This is a genomic window from Erysipelatoclostridium sp. DFI.2.3 (assembly GCF_019132535.1).
Classification (GTDB): domain Bacteria; phylum Bacillota_I; class Bacilli_A; order Erysipelotrichales; family Erysipelotrichaceae; genus Clostridium_AQ; species Clostridium_AQ innocuum.
In genome coordinates this window covers 1-21306 of the sequence record NZ_JAHOOJ010000024.1, presented here as the reverse complement: position 1 = coordinate 21306, position 21306 = coordinate 1, and the positions used below count along the sequence as shown (strand labels likewise).

21 protein-coding genes and 1 rRNA gene are annotated in these 21306 nt (G+C 44.0%); 12 read left to right on the top strand and 10 right to left on the bottom strand.

The features are described 5' to 3' along the window. Positions 1 to 120 precede the first annotated feature (120 nt). Both KSZ58_RS18630 and mscL read left to right on the top strand, forming a co-directional pair. Positions 121 to 1380 (top strand): aminopeptidase P family protein, encoded by a 1260-nt coding sequence (locus tag KSZ58_RS18630; RefSeq protein WP_009270684.1) that lies wholly within the window; start codon positions 121 to 123, stop codon positions 1378 to 1380. A gap of 45 nt (positions 1381 to 1425) precedes the next feature. After that, positions 1426 to 1923, top strand: coding sequence for a large conductance mechanosensitive channel protein MscL (mscL, locus tag KSZ58_RS18625; RefSeq protein ID WP_002607184.1), 498 nt, complete (start codon positions 1426 to 1428; stop codon positions 1921 to 1923). Positions 1924 to 2001: 78 nt separating this feature from the next. Here the strand turns inward: mscL and KSZ58_RS18620 are convergent, their stop codons facing one another. The 5 genes from KSZ58_RS18620 to KSZ58_RS18600 form a co-directional block, all read right to left on the bottom strand. Then, positions 2002 to 2754, bottom strand: coding sequence for an SDR family oxidoreductase (locus KSZ58_RS18620; RefSeq protein WP_009270685.1), 753 nt, complete (start codon positions 2752 to 2754; stop codon positions 2002 to 2004). Positions 2755 to 2799: 45 nt separating this feature from the next. After that, positions 2800 to 4140 (bottom strand): magnesium transporter, encoded by a 1341-nt coding sequence (gene mgtE, locus KSZ58_RS18615; RefSeq protein ID WP_008818409.1) that lies wholly within the window; start codon positions 4138 to 4140, stop codon positions 2800 to 2802. A gap of 617 nt (positions 4141 to 4757) precedes the next feature. Next, a complete protein-coding gene (locus KSZ58_RS18610; RefSeq protein ID WP_008818408.1) occupies positions 4758 to 5108 on the bottom strand; it encodes a DUF1667 domain-containing protein in 351 nt (116 codons plus the stop codon). Positions 5109 to 5111: 3 nt separating this feature from the next. Next, the gene (locus KSZ58_RS18605) at positions 5112 to 6374 is read right to left on the bottom strand and encodes an NAD(P)/FAD-dependent oxidoreductase (protein WP_009588727.1); all 1263 of its coding nucleotides are present in this window, start codon (positions 6372 to 6374) and stop codon (positions 5112 to 5114) included. Then, on the bottom strand, positions 6371 to 7816 hold the full coding sequence (locus tag KSZ58_RS18600) for an NAD(P)/FAD-dependent oxidoreductase (protein WP_009588698.1): 1446 nt from the start codon (positions 7814 to 7816) through the stop codon (positions 6371 to 6373). The genes KSZ58_RS18605 and KSZ58_RS18600 overlap by 4 nt, the downstream gene beginning before the upstream one ends. Before the next feature lie 310 nt (positions 7817 to 8126). On the opposite strand from KSZ58_RS18600, the gene KSZ58_RS18595 reads away from it, so the two are divergent. Beyond that, a complete protein-coding gene (locus KSZ58_RS18595) occupies positions 8127 to 9215 on the top strand; it encodes a LacI family DNA-binding transcriptional regulator (RefSeq protein ID WP_008818406.1) in 1089 nt (362 codons plus the stop codon). 354 nt (positions 9216 to 9569) lie between these two features. Here the strand turns inward: KSZ58_RS18595 and KSZ58_RS18590 are convergent, their stop codons facing one another. Next, complete coding sequence (locus tag KSZ58_RS18590) at positions 9570 to 11501, bottom strand: AAA family ATPase (protein ID WP_002607177.1); 1932 nt, start codon at positions 11499 to 11501, stop codon at positions 9570 to 9572. Positions 11502 to 11678: 177 nt separating this feature from the next. Between KSZ58_RS18590 and KSZ58_RS18585 the strand changes: the two genes are divergently transcribed. Continuing rightward, on the top strand, positions 11679 to 11855 hold the full coding sequence (locus KSZ58_RS18585) for a hypothetical protein (RefSeq protein WP_002607176.1): 177 nt from the start codon (positions 11679 to 11681) through the stop codon (positions 11853 to 11855). A 98-nt stretch (positions 11856 to 11953) separates the two neighbouring features. Here KSZ58_RS18585 and KSZ58_RS18580 read toward each other — a convergent pair whose 3' ends face one another. The 3 genes from KSZ58_RS18580 to KSZ58_RS18570 are packed head-to-tail and all read right to left on the bottom strand — an operon-like array spanning position 11954 to position 13907. Beyond that, positions 11954 to 12331, bottom strand: coding sequence for a VOC family protein (locus KSZ58_RS18580; protein WP_002607175.1), 378 nt, complete (start codon positions 12329 to 12331; stop codon positions 11954 to 11956). A 50-nt stretch (positions 12332 to 12381) separates the two neighbouring features. Next, complete coding sequence (locus KSZ58_RS18575; protein ID WP_002607174.1) at positions 12382 to 12648, bottom strand: hypothetical protein; 267 nt, start codon at positions 12646 to 12648, stop codon at positions 12382 to 12384. Between the two features lie 8 nt (positions 12649 to 12656). Further along, positions 12657 to 13907 (bottom strand): DNA polymerase IV, encoded by a 1251-nt coding sequence (locus tag KSZ58_RS18570; RefSeq protein ID WP_009270689.1) that lies wholly within the window; start codon positions 13905 to 13907, stop codon positions 12657 to 12659. A gap of 146 nt (positions 13908 to 14053) precedes the next feature. Here KSZ58_RS18570 and KSZ58_RS18565 point away from each other — a divergent pair, with 146 nt between their 5' ends. The 8 genes from KSZ58_RS18565 (at position 14054) to KSZ58_RS18530 (ending at position 20263) form a co-directional block, all read left to right on the top strand. Then, a complete protein-coding gene (locus KSZ58_RS18565; RefSeq protein WP_002607172.1) occupies positions 14054 to 14638 on the top strand; it encodes a LexA family transcriptional regulator in 585 nt (194 codons plus the stop codon). A 196-nt stretch (positions 14639 to 14834) separates the two neighbouring features. After that, on the top strand, positions 14835 to 15074 hold the full coding sequence (locus KSZ58_RS18560) for a hypothetical protein (RefSeq protein ID WP_008818404.1): 240 nt from the start codon (positions 14835 to 14837) through the stop codon (positions 15072 to 15074). 44 nt (positions 15075 to 15118) lie between these two features. Beyond that, complete coding sequence (locus KSZ58_RS18555) at positions 15119 to 15337, top strand: hypothetical protein (RefSeq protein WP_002607170.1); 219 nt, start codon at positions 15119 to 15121, stop codon at positions 15335 to 15337. A gap of 81 nt (positions 15338 to 15418) precedes the next feature. Continuing rightward, positions 15419 to 16093, top strand: coding sequence for a response regulator transcription factor (locus KSZ58_RS18550; protein WP_002607169.1), 675 nt, complete (start codon positions 15419 to 15421; stop codon positions 16091 to 16093). Next, the gene (locus KSZ58_RS18545; RefSeq protein ID WP_002607168.1) at positions 16083 to 17096 is read left to right on the top strand and encodes a HAMP domain-containing sensor histidine kinase; all 1014 of its coding nucleotides are present in this window, start codon (positions 16083 to 16085) and stop codon (positions 17094 to 17096) included. Before KSZ58_RS18550 ends, KSZ58_RS18545 begins: the two co-directional genes overlap by 11 nt. Positions 17097 to 17260: 164 nt before the next feature. Next, entirely contained in the window at positions 17261 to 17467 is a 207-nt protein-coding gene (locus KSZ58_RS18540) for a hypothetical protein (RefSeq protein ID WP_002607167.1), read from the top strand. Then, complete coding sequence (locus tag KSZ58_RS18535; protein ID WP_008818402.1) at positions 17464 to 18231, top strand: ABC transporter ATP-binding protein; 768 nt, start codon at positions 17464 to 17466, stop codon at positions 18229 to 18231. The genes KSZ58_RS18540 and KSZ58_RS18535 overlap by 4 nt, the downstream gene beginning before the upstream one ends. After that, complete coding sequence (locus KSZ58_RS18530) at positions 18221 to 20263, top strand: FtsX-like permease family protein (protein ID WP_009270692.1); 2043 nt, start codon at positions 18221 to 18223, stop codon at positions 20261 to 20263. The genes KSZ58_RS18535 and KSZ58_RS18530 overlap by 11 nt, the downstream gene beginning before the upstream one ends. Positions 20264 to 21194: 931 nt before the next feature. Here the strand turns inward: KSZ58_RS18530 and rrf are convergent. Continuing rightward, positions 21195 to 21306: ribosomal RNA gene (gene rrf, locus KSZ58_RS18525) — 5S ribosomal RNA — on the bottom strand; the annotation flags it as partial.

Sequence of the window (21306 nt, the reverse complement as noted above, 5' to 3'; positions counted from 1 at the left end):
CACTCAGCTCCTCTGTACAAATGTATAAGCTTTCTGCTGTCATAGACAGCATGTAACCATACGTTTTACTGGAACTGTATTTTCGTGGTACAATACATAGTAGAAAAGAGGATTGATAACATGTATAAGCAACGACGGCATGCACTGGCTACTCTGTTACCGGAAAACTCCATTGCATTGTTCTTCAGCGGCAAAGCCCCATATAAGGTAGGCGATGAAAAGTATCTGTTCAGTGTGGACAGAAGCTTCTATTACCTGAGCGGTCTGGATAAGGAGAACATGATTCTGGCAATTATCCGCACACAGGGCAAAATAAAGGAACAGCTGTTTCTGGAGCATTATGATGAGGAACAGGCAAAATGGGTCGGTGGAAAGCTTTTGCCGGAGGAAGCCGCCGATATCAGTGAGATTGAAGAAATCTTCTGGCTTGAGGAAGCAATGGATATGCTCGGTCTACAGATATCACGGTTCTTCGACCATGAATCCTGTGTTGATATCTATGCGGATTTCACACGGCAGGAAGCCTATCAGGCGGACAGTGAAGCGCATCGTTTCACAAGAGAGCTGCTGCGGCAGTATCCCTATGTAACCCTGCATAATGCAGCCTCCAGAATAAGCAGTCTGCGTTTAATTAAGGAAGATGCAGAAATTGATGATTTGAAGCAGGCGATTGAAGTAACACGGCAGGGAATTCTAGCCATGATGGATCATGTATGCAGCGGTATGATGGAAAACCAGGTGGAGGCATGGTTTGATTTTGTATTAAAAACAAACGGCTGCTCACATTCCTTTCCATCCATTATCGCCAGTGGAAGAAATGCCACCGTGCTGCATTATGATGAAAACAATCAGAAAATAAAAAAGAACAGCCTGCTGCTGTGTGATCTGGGTGCAAGCTGTCATTATATGAATGCCGATATCACAAGAACCTTTCCGGCAAGCGGTTCCTTTACAAAGCGACAGAAAGAAATCTACAATATTGTTCTTGAAGCCAATCAGACCATTATGTCACTCGTACATCCGGGCATTACACTGAAGGAGCTGAATCAGGAGCTGATTCACTTTTATGAAGAAAGACTGAAGCCGCTTGGCTTGTTGAAACGCGGTAAACGGGTGGAGGATTATTACTGGCACGGAGTATCTCATATGCTGGGGCTGGAAACACATGATGTGTCTTTGAGCGGCTATAAGCTGCGTCCCGGCAATGTGTTTACGATTGAACCAGGCTTATATCTGGAGGATGAAGGAATCGGCATCCGCATCGAGGACAATGTACTGGTTACTGAGGATGGCTGTATAAATCTTTCTTCCTCCATTATCAAGGATCCGGACGAAATCGAAGCATATATGCAGGAAAACAACATCCATTTAAAAGCATAGAAAATAGAAAAAGACAGTTGCTATGGAAACTGTGCAGGAGTGTATATGAAACATATTATCAATGAGTTTAAAGAATTTATTATGCGGGGAAATGTGCTTGATCTGGCGGTCGGTGTTATTATCGGCGGTGCATTTCAAAAAATCATAGCATCTCTGGTCAATGATGTTATTATGCCGGTTATTACATTATGTACCGGTGGTATCGATTTTACCAACTGGTTTATTGCACTGGACGGGAATCATTATAATACATTGCAGGATGCAGTAGCTGCCAAGGCTGCGACACTGAATTACGGAACCTTTCTCACCGAGGTGATCAACTTCATCATCATGGCGTTTATTATCTTCATGATGGTGAAGATGATGAATTCACTCTCAAGAAAGGTCAAGAAGCCGCAGGATATGGAAGATGCTGCAGCAGCTACAAAGGTGTGTCCGTATTGCAAAAGCGAGATTTCTGCTGAGGCAGTTCGCTGTCCGCATTGTACATCTTCGCTGGATACAAACAAGGATAATAAAACAACATCCATTAAAAAGCGATAACCCTTACTAAAAACAGGAGTCCTCAATGATTCCTGTTTTTCTAAATTATAAGATTTACTTGGAAATGCAAGCATTCGTCTACCTGTTTTTCCGATGCTGTATATGATAGGATGCCTCCATCTGCACAGACAGCGGAAGACATTTGCACAGCAGATAGCTTCCCTTCATCAGAATTCCCGGTATCATGACTGCCTTCTCCTTAAACATGCCGCGGATTGCATAGCTGGCGACATCCATGCTTGTCTTTCCCTTCATCATAAACCTGACATTTGCGACACGGTCAAACTCAGTCTGTACAGGTCCCGGACAGAGAACACTGACAGAAGCATGGCTGTTTCTTTTCTGAAGCTCCTTATGCATAGCCAGTGTCAGACGCTCAACATATGCTTTTGTCGCATAATAGGTAGCCATCAAAGGTCCCGGCAGAAATGCCGCGCTGGATGCGACATTCAGGATATAACCACGGTCCTTTTTAACAAAATCCCGCAGAAACAGTTTACTAAGAATATGCACTGCCTGAATATTGGTAGAGATCATATTCAGCTCCTTATCCAAATCCGTCAGTGTAAATTCACCAAAATCACCGAAGCCTGCATTATTGATCAGTATATCGACAGAATCATTACGGAAACGCTGATACAGTGCAAGACAGTTTTCCTTCACAGAAACATCCAGTATGACGATATCAACGGAAACGGCAAGCTCCCTCTTTAATTCACGAAGCCGATCCCCTCTCCTTGCGACCAGAATCAAATCAATATCCATAGCAGCCAGAACCCTTGCCATATCACGCCCGATTCCGCTGCTGGCACCTGTAATCAACGCCTTCATTCTAAAACTCCTTTCCAATTATCTACTCATATTGTGCATCATTCGCTATATTATATACGGAAGCACTAATGTGGCCAGTCCCAGAAACATGAAAAATCCCATGACATCCGTAACTGTAGTAACAAACACACCACTGGCAAGAGCAGGATCCACATGCAGCTTTTCCAGTATGACCGGTATAAAGTATCCTGCCAGATTTGCCAGAATCATATTCAGAAACATAGCTGCCCCGGTGACAAGTCCGAAGATCGGATTGCTTTCCATCAGCATTGCCCCGAATGCCACGACAATACCTATGACGATACCGCTTAATATACCGACACCAATCTCCTTCAGCAGAATCACGACGGCATTTTCCTTTGTCAGCTCACCGAGGGAAAGACCGCGTACAACAATGGTTAATGTCTGTGTTCCCGCATTGCCACCCATTCCAGTTACAATCGGCATGACCGTCGCAAGTGCAACCGCCTGTGCAATCGTCGCCTCAAACATATTGACAACGGCTGCCGCAAGAACTGCAGTAAAAAGATTTACAATCAGCCATGGAATGCGGCTGGAAAAGGATTCCCTTACACTGGAGTCCACCCGTTCCTCCTTATTGACACCACCCAGATGATGGATATCCTCGGTATTCTCTTCCTGAATAACATCAATGATATCGTCAAACTCAATGACTCCCAGCATATGCTGCTGCTCATCTACAACCGGCATCAGAATAAAGCCGTATTTTTCAAAGCGATGGGCAACCTCCTCCTGGTCATCACTGTACAACACCGTCTTTACATTGGGATTCACGATATCCATGATTGGTGTATCAAACGATGATGTTACGATATCGCGCAGTGACACAACTCCTTTTAACACATCCTCCCTATCGACGACATATAAATAATAGGTCGTTTCTTCATCGGTATTCTTCTGTAAAAACTGCAGGGTATCCTTTACAGTATTCTTTGCGTATATACGAATAAATTCGGTTGTCATGATACCACCGGCACTTTCAGCATCAAAGCTCATCAGCTTACGGACATCCTCCTGATCCTCAGAATCCATCTTCTTCAGAATGTCAGCCTGCTCGTCTTCCTCCAGCTCTCCCATCAAATCGGTGATTTCATCACTGCTCATTTCATCCAGTATATGACGCTGCTTGCTGTCAGAGAAGCGCTTTAACAGCTCATACTTGTCTTCATCGTCCTCTTCCTCGACGATATCCGCAAGAATATCATCCGGCAGACGGTTTAATACACTTTGTGCATGCTCCTTATGCTTGTGCAGCAGATCGAGAATATCCGCCGGGTGTATGGTATCAATCGTATCCTGCAGATCCTGTGCTGTTCCATGCAGCAGCAGATCCAGCAGGTTTTCTTCTGTTATCGTTCGTTTCATTCTATTCTCCTTTTCTAAAATGGGAGAATTATCATCTGCACGATGGCGGCAAGTGATCATCCCCTGTATCTAGTATCTGTATACCCTCGGGCTTGGGACTCATTCATAACCACCACGCTTTCTTTTTCTTTGCAGCTTCATTATACCAGAAAACAAGGGTCTCTGTATATGCTGCAGAAGGCAGCGAATAGATTTTATACTATCCTTTGTTCAGTGTTTCCATCATAGGAGGGAAAGTAAATACAAGATATAAATTATGATGCCTACCCCACATTATGCATCGTATTGCGCATCCATATCCTTGGGGCACTGGCATTATTTTATGTTTGAATTATACGCTTCCACTGGGTTTCATTATACAAAGAATATCGGGTATAGAAAACCTGCACTTCCTTTCATGTAAGGGGACCAAAGTCATGCGGCTCCTTGTAAATCCCGCCTGTTTCTAATCTATAAATATGAAAAAAAGAAGATCTGCTTCTATTGTTCGCTGCAATAGACTCTGATCTTCTCATTTATAACGGTTCAAGCTATTCCAATACGGGTAACCGCCGACCGTCTTTCCACATCCGCTGAAACAGCTATGTGTCTGTTTTGTATCCTATACTTTGCTTTATTTATTGCTCCACCGATTTTGTCGCAACAATATTTACACCGAGACCTGCGACATCCTTTAAGACAACATCTCCCGCAGATACCGGTGCCTTGACATCGATGCTTTCCAGTGCCTTCATGACATCCATAATCCTGCCCTTCGGGATGCTCTGCTCGGTTTTCACCGGAACTCGTCTTGCCGTTTTTGCAGTAATACGCACTGTTGATGTGATAATGCGTCTGGGATCAATCAGCTCTGTTTTCCCATACTCCGCCCCTCTTGGACAGCTGTTGCCGGTAACAGTATATCCGTTTTCATCATCAACACTCAGATGACAGCCCTTCGGACATACGATACATATTAAATTTTTCATATCCTATGCACCTGCCTTTTCCACACGGATGATCACTTCATCGCCTGCCTTCTCCAGCAGCATTTTCGGTATAACAATTTTTTCCATTTCACCCGGAGCCATATGCTCGCGTTTGAATCCTGCCAGCTTCTGATCCCCGCTCATGACACAGATTTCCATATCCTTATATACATTATTCACCCGGAACATCACTTCCACAAACTTATCCACGTTATTCATACGGATTTTCTGCGGCACTGTGTAATTCACCGCGTTCCCGTTCTTCACTTCAATACATCTTCCGGCTTTCGGATTTCCCTGCATCGCATAGATTGCGGCACTTCTTCCGGCACGCTCACTCTCCGCTGTCACAAAGTCCACAAGATCATGCACATGCACAACATTTCCGCTTGCGAAAATACCCTTTGCACTGGTTTCCATATTCTCATAGACCACAGGACCGTTTGTTCTCGGATCCATCTGCAGTCCGGCAGCTCTGGATAGCTCATTTTCCGGAATCAGACCGACTGATAACAGGACAGTATCCACATCGAAGGTGATTTCTGTTCCGGGAATCGGCTGCCGCTTTTCATCAACCTCCTGAACAATGACACGCTCCACGCGTTTATCTCCCTGAATATCTGTAATGGTATGAGAGAGATACAGCGGGATATCATAATCGTTCAGACACTGCACTATATTTCTGTTCAAACCGTTGGAATACGGACACAGCTCCACACAGCCGACCACCTTTGCACCCTCCAGACTCATACGGCGCGCCATGATCAAACCGATATCACCGGAACCGAGAATCAATACCCGTTTACCAACCATATACCCTTCAATATTTACATAACGCTGTGCTGCTCCCGCAGTAAAGACACCGGCTGGGCGATCTCCGGGAATCGCAATGGCTCCCCTGGTACGCTCGCGGCATCCCATATTCAGCACGATTGCCTTTCCCTCCAGCTGCATATAGCCCTGCTTTTTATTCATAGCATGAATGCAATGGTTTTCCTCATCAATATCCAGCACCATGGTATCCAGCAGCACCTCGACATTGGTATCCTTCAGCATTTCGATAAATTTTCCTGCATATTCCGGCCCGGTCAGCTCTTCTTTGAAGTGGTGCAGACCAAACCCGTTGTGAATACACTGATTCAATATACCGCCCAGCTCCTGATCACGCTCCAGTATCAGAATATGCTTTGCCCCCTGCTTCCAGGCTTCCAGCGCAGATGCCAGACCTGCCGGCCCTCCGCCGACAACGATAACATCATATTTCATTCCTGTTCACCTCCAGCTGCTTTTGTTTCCCCTGTAATCAGAATCATACCTTCCCGATCCAGCGGTACATCCTTCAAATTCTTTTTCAGCTCTCTTGCGATAATTTCCTGAACACGAGGGCCGCAGAAGCCACCCTGACAGCGTCCCATCCCCGCATTGCAGCGGCGTTTTACAGCATCAATGGATACAGCCGGAATCGGACGATGCACGGCATCAATGATTTCTCCCTCTGTCACTGTTTCACAGCGGCAGATGATTTTTCCATACTCCGGATGCTCCTTGATCAGCGCCGTGCGCTCCTCATGATTCATTTCACGGAACCGCACAACACTTCTCGTATCCATGCATGCTTCCTTTTTTGTCAGAGGCAGACCGGATTCCTTCATCATTTCAATAACGTCCAGCGCAATGGCAGGGGCAGATGATAAGCCCGGAGATGCCATCCCTGCGATATTGTAGAACAGACGGTTTTCGGGATCTTCATATACAAAGAAATCGTCCTCCTTCGTTCTTGCACGAACACCTGCAAAATTACGAATGGATTCACGGAAATTGATATCCGGAATGGACTTCAATGCGGTATTACGCACATAGCTTAAGCCCTCCGCGGTTGTGGATACATCCTCCCTGGAGGTTGGCTGTGAATCCGGTCCGACAATCAGATTACCATGCACTGTCGGAGCAACCAGAACACCCTTTCCGTTTTCATTTGGACACTGGAAGATGACATGGCTGACAAGATTTCCCTGACTCTTGTCCAGCAGATAGTATTCTCCCTTATTCGGCTCTATCTTAAAGGTGGCGTCATTCACCATTTCATTAACCTCATCCGCAAACACACCTGCCGCATTGCATACGCAAACCGCATCAATAACACCCTGATTGGTTTCAATGGAATACCCTGTATCCGTTTTCTCTATATTTTTTACTTCCGTGTTCAGTTTAACCTCAACACCATTCTCTACCGCAACCTCTGCCAGTGCAAGTGCCAGTTCCCATGGACTGACGATTCCGACATTCGGTGAATACAGTGCAGCTCTCGCCTCCTGAGATACATGAGGTTCTTCCCTATGCAAACGCTCCTTATCCCAGATTTCCATGTCCTTTACACCGTTCTGGATGCCACGGTTTTTCAGCTCTTCGAGCGTTCTTTCATCCGCTTCGGAAAATGCCATAATCAGTGCACCAATCTGTTTGTATGGAATATCAAGCTTTCCGCACAGCTCCTTGATATATGCATTTCCTGCGACATTGTATTTCGCCATCTTCGAACCCGGCAGCGGATCATAGCCGCCGTGAATGATGGCGCTGTTCGCCTTTGTCGTCCCTACCGATACATCATTCTCCTTTTCGATCAGTACCGCCTTGATCTGATATTTCCCAAGCTCATATGCAAGAGAACAGCCGGCGATTCCTGCTCCGATAATTGCTACATCATACATTCTACCAACCTCCTGTAAGCCTTTTCAGACTTCCTTAACCACCTTAAATTTACTCCATAAAACACAGACTGTCAAACCCCTGTATCCCTTTAAACAAAGGCTTTCTACAGCTTTTTTATCAATCACAGCGCTTTGATTAACACCCTCCTCTTTCTTCTCCCTCTGTAACTGGTCCCCCCTGGTTGAATTCCTGTGCATGACTGCTTGCTTTTCCTGTTAATCAAATATATAATATTAGTAATCATTTGATAATCTGATTACTAATCTGCTGTTAATCAAAATAAATCATAATTTTTAAAGGAGATGTCCCATGGGAAAAAGAAATAAGGTAACAACACGCGATATTGCAGAATATACAGGTGTTTCGCAATCCAGTGTTTCCATGATACTCAGCAACAAACAGAATGTATCCTTTTCTGATGAAACCAGAGAGCTGGTGCTTTCTGCCGCAAAAAAGCTGGGATATCAAAAGCCGGTAAAAAAACAGCTGAACGCCTCCAGTAAGATGGATAAAACCATCGTTGTTCTGACTCCGCTGTTATCAAACGGCTATTACGCCACACTGGTGCATTCCATTACGGAGCAGGCAGGTGAGTATGGCTATTCGGTTTTCACGGTAACGACCATGCGGGATGCTGCACAGGAAGAGTTTTATTTTGATATGCTCGCAGGACTGCAGCTGGCGGGAGCCATCTGTCTGTATCCTCCAACGCGAATTACCAAAGCCAATGCACTGGCAAAGCAGATCCCCGTTGTATCCATCGGTGACAAGCCGGAAGGCTGTACCTTTGATTCCGTTGAGCTGGATGGCAGAAAAACCGGATATCTTATGGGAGAATATCTGGTGGGACTCGGGCATACGCACATCACCTTTGTCTCCACCCCCATCAAAGCAAAGGAAATATCCAGGCTGCATCGTCTGGAAGGATTAAAAGCAGCATTTGAGGAGCATGGACAAAGCCAGGATAATATTCTTGTAAAAACGCCTTCCATTGCCACCTACAGGCAATATCCATCGGAATCCTCCGAGTATATGGCCGGCTTTGATCTGGCTCTGGAAGCATTAAAGGAGCATACACCGTCAACTGCCTTTGTAGGAAACAATGATATGACTGCCTTTGGTGTCATGGCCGCTCTCACGCAGCAGGGATATCGGATACCGCAGGATTACTCTGTCGCAGGCTTTGATAACATCCATCTTTCCTCTATGCCGAATATTTCTCTAACAAGCGTTGAACATGCCTCCATCCTCAAAGGGAAGGAAGCCGTTGACATGATCTATAAGAAAAATAACAAGGACACCCGCAGCAGGGGACATAAATATATCCTGCGGCTGGAATATGAGCCGGAGCTGATAATTCGTAAATCGACAGGCAAATGCCGTAACCGAAGCAGGTGAACCTGTGAAAAAAGTGATATGAAATACTGGATATGATCATGAATAGGGAGACAATATAAGATGAGATACAGCAAAAGACGACTGTACAGCTGCCTTAATAACAGCAGATGTCTGTCGCCTTTTTAGTCATGATGCTTGTGTTTTAATTGAACGAAAAATGAAAAAGAGCATAACAATTTCTATTATGCCCTGTAGCTTCCAAAAAACCGCACGGCATCTATGAAAGACATAAAAATCCTCTGTTCCTCTTCCAGCTTCCGAAAAGAAGCAGAAGCTATATAGGAAAAGCTGCTGTATCAAAGGGTGCCTCTATAGGACTACAGAGGCTTTTCCGTTTTGAAACCTTGCACGGCATCAGGCCTTTACGATTTTTTTCTTTAGCTTTTTTGCGGCCTCATCCAGCGTACTGCTGGATTCGATTGCCTCCAGAATCGCAGTTTCCTCCATCGTCTTTTCCCATTTTTTCAGTATATTTTTCATGACAGTAACCTTATCTTTCTGTTCCAGATCATGGAATACAAATACCTCATCAAACAGTGCCGTAAAGGAAGCGCCAAGACTGCGCTTCACCTGCAGCAGCGGATCACTGGTTTCCTGAAACTTCAGCGCACTCACACTGGAACAAGGAAAATCCCCGCTCATAATCATTATACTGTGGCGCAGATCAATTTTCTGTATGTCACGCTCCAGATAACCGCGTTCAATGCCCTGCTTTAAAAACTGCAGCATTGCTTCATTTGCCATATGCAGGTTGGTTACATTCACTATGGTATAGGGATTTCTGCGCAGCTTGGACAGGTTATGATCCAGATTGTGCTCCAATGCCGCCATATCCAGCTCCACCATATCCTCCTGATTGAAATACAGGCGGTTAAACTGATGAATCAGCGTCTTTTTTCCAACGCCCTGATTCCCCAGAAAGAGCCATACACCAAGGGGCCGTTCACTGATGATTCCCTGTTCGATCCACTCCAGCTGACCCATCAGCTTGCGGATAACCTCCTTTTGCGCAACCATGGTCGTTTCCAGATGCTTTTTCAGCTCCTGCAGACGATTACGGGAAGCCAGCGGAATATCCGTCAGCTTTTCTATGACATCCCGTACCATGTCCTCACTTACACTGCGCTCACTCTGCCGTTTAGCACCGACACAAGCCAGATCCAGCACATCAATCGCCTTATCCGGAAACTTCCTCTGCGGCATGTAATATGCACAGTATTTCACGATTTGTTCCAGAACCTTCTCCTGAATCTTTACATTATGAAAATCCTCGTATTCCTTCTTCTTTGCCTTTAGCATCTTAATGGTGTCCTCAACATCCGGCTCCCGTATGGTAATGATCTGAAAGCGGCGCTCCAGCGCACGATCCTTTTCAATATACATTTCATATTCCTCGATGGTGGTTGCCCCGATACATTTGATAACACCTCTTGCCAGATACGGCTTCAGCACACTGGAAACATCAATTGAACCCTCGGATTTTCCGGCACCGATCATCAGATGGATTTCATCAATAAATAAAATAACATTGGGATACTTCTCCAGCAGACGGATGATATTCTGCAGCTTTTCCTCAAAATCACCGCGGTACTTGGTGCCTGCCACAAGTGAATTCAAATGCAGCTCATAAATACAGGCATCCTTCAGCGAAGGAACCAGATTCTGCTGAATCATACCGGCCAGCTTTTCCACCAGAGCGGTCTTTCCGACACCGGGCTCACCAATCAGCAGCGGATTTGCCTTATCCTTGCGCGACAGTACGGAAATCATAAAATTCAGCTCCGCATCCCTTCCCACGATATCCTGATTCGCTCCGCACATATTCAGATTGCGAAGCTCACTGATTTTATCCAGCTCGCTCATACTGCCATGCTCCATCTGCAGCAACACCACCTCTTCATCCACATCATAGCGATGCAGTATCTCCGTTGCCACACAGCTGTTTGTCTGCAGCAGTGCCAGTGTCAGGGAATCCACATCCATCATTGTATTTTGTTTTCTGGAAGACAGTGACATTCCGCGCTCCAGGATATCATCCACGACCTGTGTAATCTGCAGCTCCTCCACATCCTGATCCTTCAGTCCAAAAAGAACCATTAAATCCTCCTTGAGCTGAAAATAATATACACCCTGTGCACATAACAGCCGTGACAGCGGTGTTGCGGTATCCTTTAATATCGCAAGCAATAGATGCTCGCTTCCGACATAATTGTTGCCCATCTCTCTGGCTTCCTCTCTTGCTGTATCCAGAATTGCGGAAACCTGTGTATTTAAACGATACTTCATATCTTCACCATCCTCGTCATTCTATAGCATATGAACTTCATACGCTGCTTTTGTTAGTATAACCAGTTTATTTCACAATATTTCACGTTCCGAAGCAGAAGCTCTACAAAACGTTCGACGAATACAGACAGGAAAACAAAGGAAATCATATAGTAAAGAGGAAGGAGGTGTCAAAGCATGGCAAAACGTGTCCGTTCCAGTCCGCGAACATCCTCGGTAATTCTTTCTGTCAGCATCATCAGTGTTTCAATTATCGGCGGCATCGTACTGTTTCCGATTTTGGGAATCGGCAGTATTCTGCTGGTGGCAGTCGTTATATTCCTGCTGAGCCGCAATCAGAATCCACGGTGCTGATTAGCTTTGCTTATGAACGCGTGCATGAGTTGTAAGGAAGCTGTTTTGTATAGCGCATGATCTGTGTTGTTTAAAAAGGGCAGGCTCTCGCCTGTCCCTTATGCTTCTCTTAGCAGATACACCTGGTGATCCTGGTCATAAAAGCTGAACATCCTTCCGTAGGGGTACTTCTGAATGTCATCCACAATGACACCGTTGCTTAGTAAACGGCGATGCTCCTCTTCAATGTCCGCACAGGTAAACATAACAGACGGATGTGCTGTAGATACCTGCGGATTGGCTTTTTCCATACGGGAGCGTTCAAACAGGACAATCGTTGTCTGTGCATGATAATCCGGTGCTGTTTCCAGCCATGTCATGCCGGGTCCCATCAGCTGTTCCTCACGGATGACAAAGCCCATATTCTCTGTCCAAAACTTTTTTGCTTCTGCACTGTTTTTTACATACACGGTTATTTTTGCTATATTGGAAATCATGGTTATCCCTCCGCTGTTAGTATGCACACACTTCTTTTTCTCCATACGGTCTATGGCTTTGTACTCTCCAAAAACCAGCGTGTGCGTTCAAAATACAAATCCCGCTTCTGTCCCTGAATCACGCATTCATAGCAAAGACCGCAGCCACCTACTGAGGAGGCTTTATTGCGAATTTGCAGCACCCTGTCAATTTCATACTTTATTCCGTTGTCCCAAAGCACTGCAACCGGCTTTAATACTTCATTCTTTCCCATAACAGTCAGCACATCCACATATTTCTTATATAAGCGCTGTCTTGGCTCATGCAGCTTCTGCATAGGCTACCTCAAAAGAAACCGACCGGATGCACGACATGATCCTCTTTGGGATTGAAATCCGTCAGATGTCTGTCCTTCAGCAGAGAGCAGCGCTGTATTTTGGAAAACCCGAAGCGATCCCGTATGGCATCCATTGTTTCCTCCAGCATCCGCTGCCGGTGCCGCTCCTCCTCACTGACAAACAGATTCAGCTGTGTCATCCCGCTATCCTTTTCAATTCCGCCAAGCGTTACCCCTATCGTGCGAAGCGGTGTGGAAAAATCATAGTTTTCTTCCAGTAAAGACAGTACCACCGGCATGATTTCAGCAGCGATATTGGTTGCCTGCGCCAGCTTTCTCTGCCTGCTGAACCACGTGAGCTCTGTGCTTCGCAGCGTAACCGAAATCACATTGCCTCGAAGTCCCTGCTCCCGAAGACGGGAGGCAACGGATTCCGCAAGTACATAATACACGATTTTCGCATCCTCAAAGCTCTTGATATCCTTAGGTGCAGTAATAGCATTTCCCACTGATTTCACCTGTTCCTGATGCGAGGATAGAGCAACCTCGGATACATCCTCTCCGTTCGCAAACCACCAGATCAGCTCTCCCACCTTTCCAAAGCGATCCTTCATCCATCCCTGAGGAAGCTGTGCCAGCTGTCCGATTGTTTCAATGGAATAGTGTGCCAGCTTATGCTTCGTCGCTCTTCCCACGTAAAACAAATCCTGTACCGGCAGGGGCCAGATTCTCTCACGATAATTTTCTCTTGTAATCTCCACCAGGCCTTTGTGTTTGTCCATATCAGATCCGATCTTCGCAAAAATCTTATTATAGCTGACGCCCATGGATACCGTCATTCCCAGCTCATGCTCAACACGGTTCTGAATTTTTCTCGCAATGCTCATCCCGCTGCCAAACAATGCGGTTGATTCACTCAAATCTATCCAGGCCTCATCCAATCCGAAGGACTCCACCTTATCCGTATATTCGCGATAAATATCCTTAACCCTTTCTGTATAATACATATACTCCTCATAATCCGGCTTCAGAATACGCAGCTGCGGACACTTTGCCAGTGCTTCCCGCAGAGATTCCCCGGTTTTAATGTGAAACGCCTTGGCCTTATCATTCTTTGCCAAGATAATTCCATGGCGTTCTTCTTCGTTTCCGCCGACTGCCATCGGGACATCCCGCAGCCCGGGATATTTCATTTCCTCAATCTGCGCATAGCAGTGATTGATGTCACTGTGTACAATAATACGGTCTTTTTTCTGCATAGGACTCACCTCACAAAACTATTATATGCATTTTGTTCCGTTTTTCAACAAATAATGGAACGTTACCAGAAATTGGCAGCTGATAAATACCGTTTTCATATAAATTTTGGATTTTTATGTTATACTATATACGGGAGGACATCTTCATGAAATTAAGTGAGCTATTAACCTACTATCGGCATCGGGACAGCCTCAGTCTGGAAAGTGTCGGGGATTTTGTCGGTGTATCAAAATCAACTGTGAAGCGCTGGGAGTCCGGAGAATCCAGCAATGTTCCACAAGCCCGGTTAGACAGACTTTCCGAGCTGTTTGGAATTGATGTACCGGCATGTCTGCAGGGACATGTTAAACCGATTCTTGGCTATGTGAAGGCCGGCTACGATCTGTTTGCGAATGAGAATCTGCTGGGATATGAAGAGGTGAGCGCAAGAGAAGCCGCACAGGGAGATTATTATCTTCGTGTACAGGGAGATTCCATGACTGGCTCCCGTATTTATGACGGTGACCTGGTGTATGTAAAAAGCTGCAGTGATGTGGAAAACGGAGACATAGCAGTTGTTTTGTTGAATCACAGCGAAGTAACTATCAAGAAAATATTAAAAAAGGAGCATACTGTTATTTTAATGGCAACAAACCCGGTAGTAGAACCAAGGGTTTTCACACAGGAGGAAATCGAAGAAGGACAACTTAAGATCATAGGTAAAGTCCTGCATTCGAAGATACGGTTCTAAAAAATCATTGTAAAAATTTGGAAATTATGTCATACTAGTGGAGTAGGTTTGTATATAATATCATACTTTTATGTATATATACATTTCTTGCACATTTGGTTAATTTTTACCTGATAAAATAAAAAAAATGGATGTTTTCGGGGCAAAAGCATCCATCTCATATAGTATAGATTTTAACACAGAGGGAGGAATTGGATTGAAAACAGATGAAATGCTGGAATATATACAGCTACATTGTAATTTGAATTATATATCCGATATACGAAATCCAATCTATCTGAAAGAATGTCTTGCTTTTCTTAACGAAATTGACAATGATGCATTTACCATACAGCAATGGCGGTATCTTTGTGAATATATCACCGGACAGGAATGCAGTTCCTCTGCTATTGATGCTATTCGAAAAATAATCAATTCCTTCTCTCACCGTGTATAAACATACAGAAAATGGCAATCCTCTAGCTACAGGAGGTCATCGTCATGTACGCAATTCGCAGTAAAAAAACAAACCGATGGTTTCACGGTATCAATGCACAGGCAGGTGCAGGAAGCTCCCTGCGCATTCAGATGGATGATATGCTGCCGGCACTGTTTCGCACCAAGGAAATGGCCAGAGTGGAGCTGCTGCTCAATCATCTCTCAACCCAGTCCTATGAAATTCTGGAAGTGAATCTGCAGGTTCTGGAGCATGTATCCTGACAGGAAATTCGCAGCAAGCGGATTTCTTTTTTCTTTCGCTTATGGTAAGCTATAAGAAGAATACAGAAGAGGTGAACAATCATGTATCGTATTATGATTATTGAAGATAACGAAAAAATTAGAAACGAGCTTTGTGATTTTCTTGGTAAAAACGGCTATGAAGCTCTGGGGCCGGATGATTTTGAGCATACCCTGGATATCATTCATAAGGAGCAGCCGGATCTGCTTTTACTAGATTTGAATCTTCCAGTTGTAGATGGTCATTTTATCTGTCGGGAGGTGCGCAAAAGCAGTGATATGCCTATTATTATTGTGACAAGCAGAGATTCCGATATGGATGAGCTGATCAGTATGAACCTGGGGGCTGATGACTTTGTGACCAAGCCCTACAATCTGCAGATTCTGCTTGCCCGCATCGCCCGGGTGCTGCAGCGCACCTATGAGCATGCCAGCAGCAATATACTGACCATTCATGATATTGCACTGGATATATCGAAAAGTACATTAACCTGGAAGGGAAACAGCATTGATCTGACCAAGAACGAATTACGGATCATGCATTGTCTGTTTCAAAATAAAAACAAGATCGTTTCCCGCAACGAGCTGATGCAGCATATGTGGGACTGTGATCTGTTTGTCGATGACAATACCCTGACCGTCAATATCAACCGGCTGCGGAAAAAGCTGGAGTATCTGCGGCTGGATGATCTGATTCAGACAAAGCGCGGTATGGGATACATCATATATGAGGACTAATGAATTTATTCGGGAAAAGCTGTATCTGATTATGATTTCCTTTCTGACAAGTATTATCACGATTCTGTTTCTATATGCCATTCAGGTTAACGGACAGGTCATTCTCATCATCTCCCTGCTGCAATGGGGGATGGTGCTTGCCTGTCTGATCATTGAATATCTGCGGCGTTCCACCTATTATCACCGCCTGGAACAGACATTGGACGGCCTGGATCAGAAATACCTGTTGACAGAAATCATTGATGAGCCGCTGTTTATGGACGGCAAAATTCTATATGAAACCCTGCGCATTGTGGATAAATCCATGGCAGATAATGTGAACCGCTATCGGATATCACAGAATGAGTACAAGGATTATATTGAAATGTGGGTTCATGAAATCAAAACACCGCTTGCTGCCAGCAAGCTGATTATCTCCAACAATCCCAGTGAAGTGACACTGAGTCTGCAGGAGGAAATTGAAAAGGTTGAGGGCTTTGTGGAACAGGCACTCTTTTATGCGCGCAGTACGAATCCTGAAAAGGATTATATTATCAAGGAGCTTTCCCTGCAGGAATGTGTATCAAAGGTCATTCGCAAGCATTCCAAGAGCTTTATTTATCAGAAAATAAAAATTCAGCTGGATGATCTGGAGTTGTCCGTTTACAGTGACAGCAAATGGCTGGAATTCATCCTCGACCAGATTATTTCCAATGCCCTGAAATATACGCCGAAGGAAGTTGGAACCATTCATATATGGACCACATCCACTGATAATATGATTTCTCTTCATATTCAGGACAACGGAAGCGGTATATCCTCCAGCGAGCTGGGCAGAATCTTTGAAAAGGGATTCACGGGAACCAATGGCAGATTGAATGAAAAAGCGACTGGCATGGGCCTGTATTTATGCAAAACACTTTGTAATAAGCTGTATCTGGGAATTCGTGCGGAAAGTGTACAGGGACAGGGAACGACAATTATCCTTGATTTCCCGATTTCCAAGCTTATGCTTCTGAAATAAAAAGACTGTATGCATTGCTCTTATTGTTGTTGATGCTGTTGAGCAGGGAATCCTCCCTGCTTTTCTTACGAAGAAGCTTACAAGTTTGTAAGTATAATGTAATCGTTATCCATGGCGCATATACCACAGCTCCTGTACAATACAGGTATACAGGAGGTGATCCCATGAAACGGATATGGGCCTATGCATTTGAAATCGGAATTGTGATGATGGGGATTCTGCTTGTCATCAATCTACTCTTTCCAACCTTTCTCAGTGAAGGAATATACAGCTGTATGCTGATTCTGTTTCTGGTAAGCGTCCTGCTGCTGAAGCTGTCCAATATCAGTGAACGTATGAAAGATAAAACAAACAGAGGAGGAATTTTATGAAAACCATATTAACTGTAGAAAATATTGAAAAGTATTACGGAAACCGAAGCAATATCACAAAGGCTGTTGACAATATCAGCTTTTCTGTAGATGAAGGTGAATTCATCGGTGTTATGGGACCCAGCGGTTCCGGTAAGACAACCCTGCTGAATTGCATTTCCACCATTGATACTGTCACAAGCGGTCATATTTATATCAATGGCAAGGATATCACACAGCTGAAGAAAAATGATTTAAGCAGCTTCCGTCGGAAGGAGCTGGGTTTTATTTTCCAGGATTTTAACCTGCTCGATACTTTGACTGCCTATGAAAACATTGCACTTGCCCTTACGATTCAAAAGGTAAAGCCGGCACAGATCGGAAAACGCATCGAAAGTGTAGCAAAGAAGCTGGACATAACGGATGTATTGCAGAAATATCCTTATCAGATGTCCGGTGGTCAGAAGCAGCGTGTAGCGTCAGCGAGGGCATTGATTACAAACCCGAGCCTGATACTGGCGGATGAGCCGACCGGAGCACTGGATTCCAAATCCAGCCGCATGCTGCTGGACTCCATGGAACGTTTGAATATTGAATACAATGCAACGATTATGATGGTTACACATGATGCCTTCACTGCATCCTATGCACACCGTATCCTGTTTATAAAGGATGGTAAAATATTTAATGAGATTATCCGTGGTGAAAGCTCCCGTAAGGATTTCTTCAACCAGATCATGGAGGTTGTGACCCTGCTGGGAGGTGACACGAGCAATGTACTTTAAGCTGGCCTTGCGCAATGTCAAGAAGAGCTTCAAGGACTTCCTTGTTTACTTCCTGACATTGACCTTCTCCGTATGCCTATTTTATACGTTTAACTCCTTTCAGTCTCAACAGGCTGTCATGAAGCTGAATGAGTCGCAGCTTATGATTGTAGACCAGCTGACGCTGCTCATGCGCCTGGTTTCAATCTTTGTAGCAGTAGTTCTTGCATTTTTAATTTTATATGCAAATAACTTTCTGATTCGGAGACGAAAAAAAGAGCTTGGACTTTATACAATGCTGGGAATGCCAAGAGGGAAAATTTCCAGAGTTCTGGTATATGAGACTCTGACCATCGGTATCATCTCTCTCCTATCCGGAATGGTTCTTGGATTGATCGTCTCACAGGTGCTGACTGCCGTGACGGCAAATTTGTTTGCTGTACCACTAGATTATCACTTCGTCTTCTCCCCTTCAGCAACGATCATGACCGTATTCTCCTTCTCTATGATCTTCTTTATCACGATGATATTCAACACTATGGTCTTGAACCGCTATAAGCTGATTGACCTGCTGAATGCAGACCGAAGAAATGATGAATTGAAAATCAAGAAGGTCTGGATGTCATTGCTGCTATTTCTAATATCCATTGCATGTCTGGGCTGGGCTTACCATCAGGCACTTGATAATGGCATCATGGCATTTAATTCCCTTGGAATCATTATACTCGTTGGAAGCATCGGTACTGTACTATTCTTTCTATCTCTGGCTGGCTTCCTGCTTACCGTTGTAAAATCAAGCAAGGGTATTTATTTTAAAAATCTGAATTGCTTCATTCTGCGGCAGATTAATTCCAACATCAATACCAACTTCATCTCAATGAGCATTGTGTGTATTATGCTGCTATTAAGTATTGGTGCATTATCCACCGGGTTAAGCTTGAATAACACAATGAATAAATCTATTAAAAATAATACTCCGTATGATTATACAATCGTTGCGGAATATGGTTACTATCAGAATGGTACAAAAAAGAACGATGGAGACCTTCTTCTTCAGGATGCAATACCACGCTTACAGATTGATCCTTCCTATATTAAATCACAAAGCATCCTGACTACCTACACATCAGAATTAAAGGTTAATGATAAAAACCTCATGGACCATATATCGGACAAGACAAGCCGTCTGTTGCTAGAGGATAATGGTAAGGAATCCGTAATTGCAGTACCGCTGTCTTCATATAACACTGTTAGAAAGCGCCTTGGCTACGAACCTGTTAAGCTAAAGAATAACGAGTTATATCTCTATACTTCTGTTGAAACGTTATCTCCGGCGGTAAATGATATTCTGGATGCAAAGCCCGAAGTAACCGTCTTCCATAAAAAGGCTCGTGTTGTCAATGATTCCTATGAAACAATCTCCTTAGGAACAAACAGCAGTATGAATGGCTATATGCTTGCCGTGGTTGTACCAGATGCTCTCATACCAAAGAATGCGGAAATCAATGAGATATACTGGAATATTGATCTTTCAAGCAAAACCAGCTGTGAAAAGTTTGATAAATACTTTGATCAGCAACGATCTAAATTATATGAAGAATCATCTGGTGAAGATGTATTCCCTGCATTTATGCGCTCTTCCAAGCAGGATGTTTATGATATGAATAAGGGAATGGCTGTAACCTTTACGTACATTGGAATTTATCTGGGAACTGTCTTTATGATTGCGAGTGCAGTAATTCTTGCCTTGCAGCAGTTATCTCAGGCCAATGATAATAAAAAACGCTATCTGATTTTGAGCAAGATCGGTACAGAACAGCGAATGATCAATCGCTCTATACTACTGCAAATCGCCATTTACTTTATGATGCCGCTGGCACTTGCCATAGTGCATAGTGTTGTAGGAATCAAAATGGTGAACACTCTAGTAACAATGTTTGGCCGTGGAGATATTATGATGTCCTCCTTCTTCACTGCTGCCATCATCCTGGTCATCTACGGCTCGTATTTTCTGGTCACGTACGCCGGCTATAAAAATATATTAAAGTCTTAGCAAAAAGCTCTGCCACAATAAGCAGAGCTTTTCTATACTCACATACTCCATCACAAATAGGAAGCACTCTATAAATTTCATTATAACCTAAGAATGATCTAACTCTCTTCATCATCATGTCCTGCATGTTACGTAAATCAAGCAATATCAAATGATTCAGATTTTATTAGGCGTAGAATCGTCTATAAGATACAGAATATGCTTTTTCAGATTTATTCGGATGTTGATATGCGAATGGCATTAACATATAGGGTATAGAGGGTTAGCGTAACCTCTCACTTTCATATCCAAAGGGCGATGCGAAAATACAAGAGCGACTAGCTGGTACAGTTCATCCCTAGCATTCTATGACACAGATATAAAGAATACTCACAGGCATCCTTTCAAGCTCTGCTATCTTCATCTTATAGTTACATTTCCTGAAAGAGTCCATTGTATACTGCAGCTGTAAATAAAGTATCCATAAATATGAATCCTACAGGAATTCTACAGCTTTTCACAGTGCAATCATACCTCTCATATGCAGCTTTGTATAGGAAACTGCTTAAAACGTTTGTTGCTATGGTAGCAAGTTGCATAGAAATATGTAGAGCAATGAAGGAAAGGAGTCAAGTGGATCTGCCTCTTCTTTTAGCAATGTGCTTATTTTAAATCGTTTACTACGCTATATCATATATTTACTTGAGTCTTCTAATAAGCCCGAAGCATAAATCAAGTATGACTCAGGACAGCTGTGCTACATTCTACGCGGGTTTTGTCAGTAAAAACGACCGTATAGTAAAGGCATGCTCCTCCTATTTAGGCGCCTCTATTACTCTTTCGATAGAATTGTAATAAGGAAAAGGAATCATCAGAATCGTAAAGGCTTTGTACCACCTTGATAGCTTTGCTTATAAGTAAAAAAAAGACCCATCAAAAGATGAGTCAGATTACCTGGCAGCGTGCTATCTTCACTGGAGCCAGTCCAGATATTGTCGCCGCTGATATGCTTAACTTCTGTGTTCGGGATGAGAACAGGTGTGTCCACATCGCTATCGCCACCA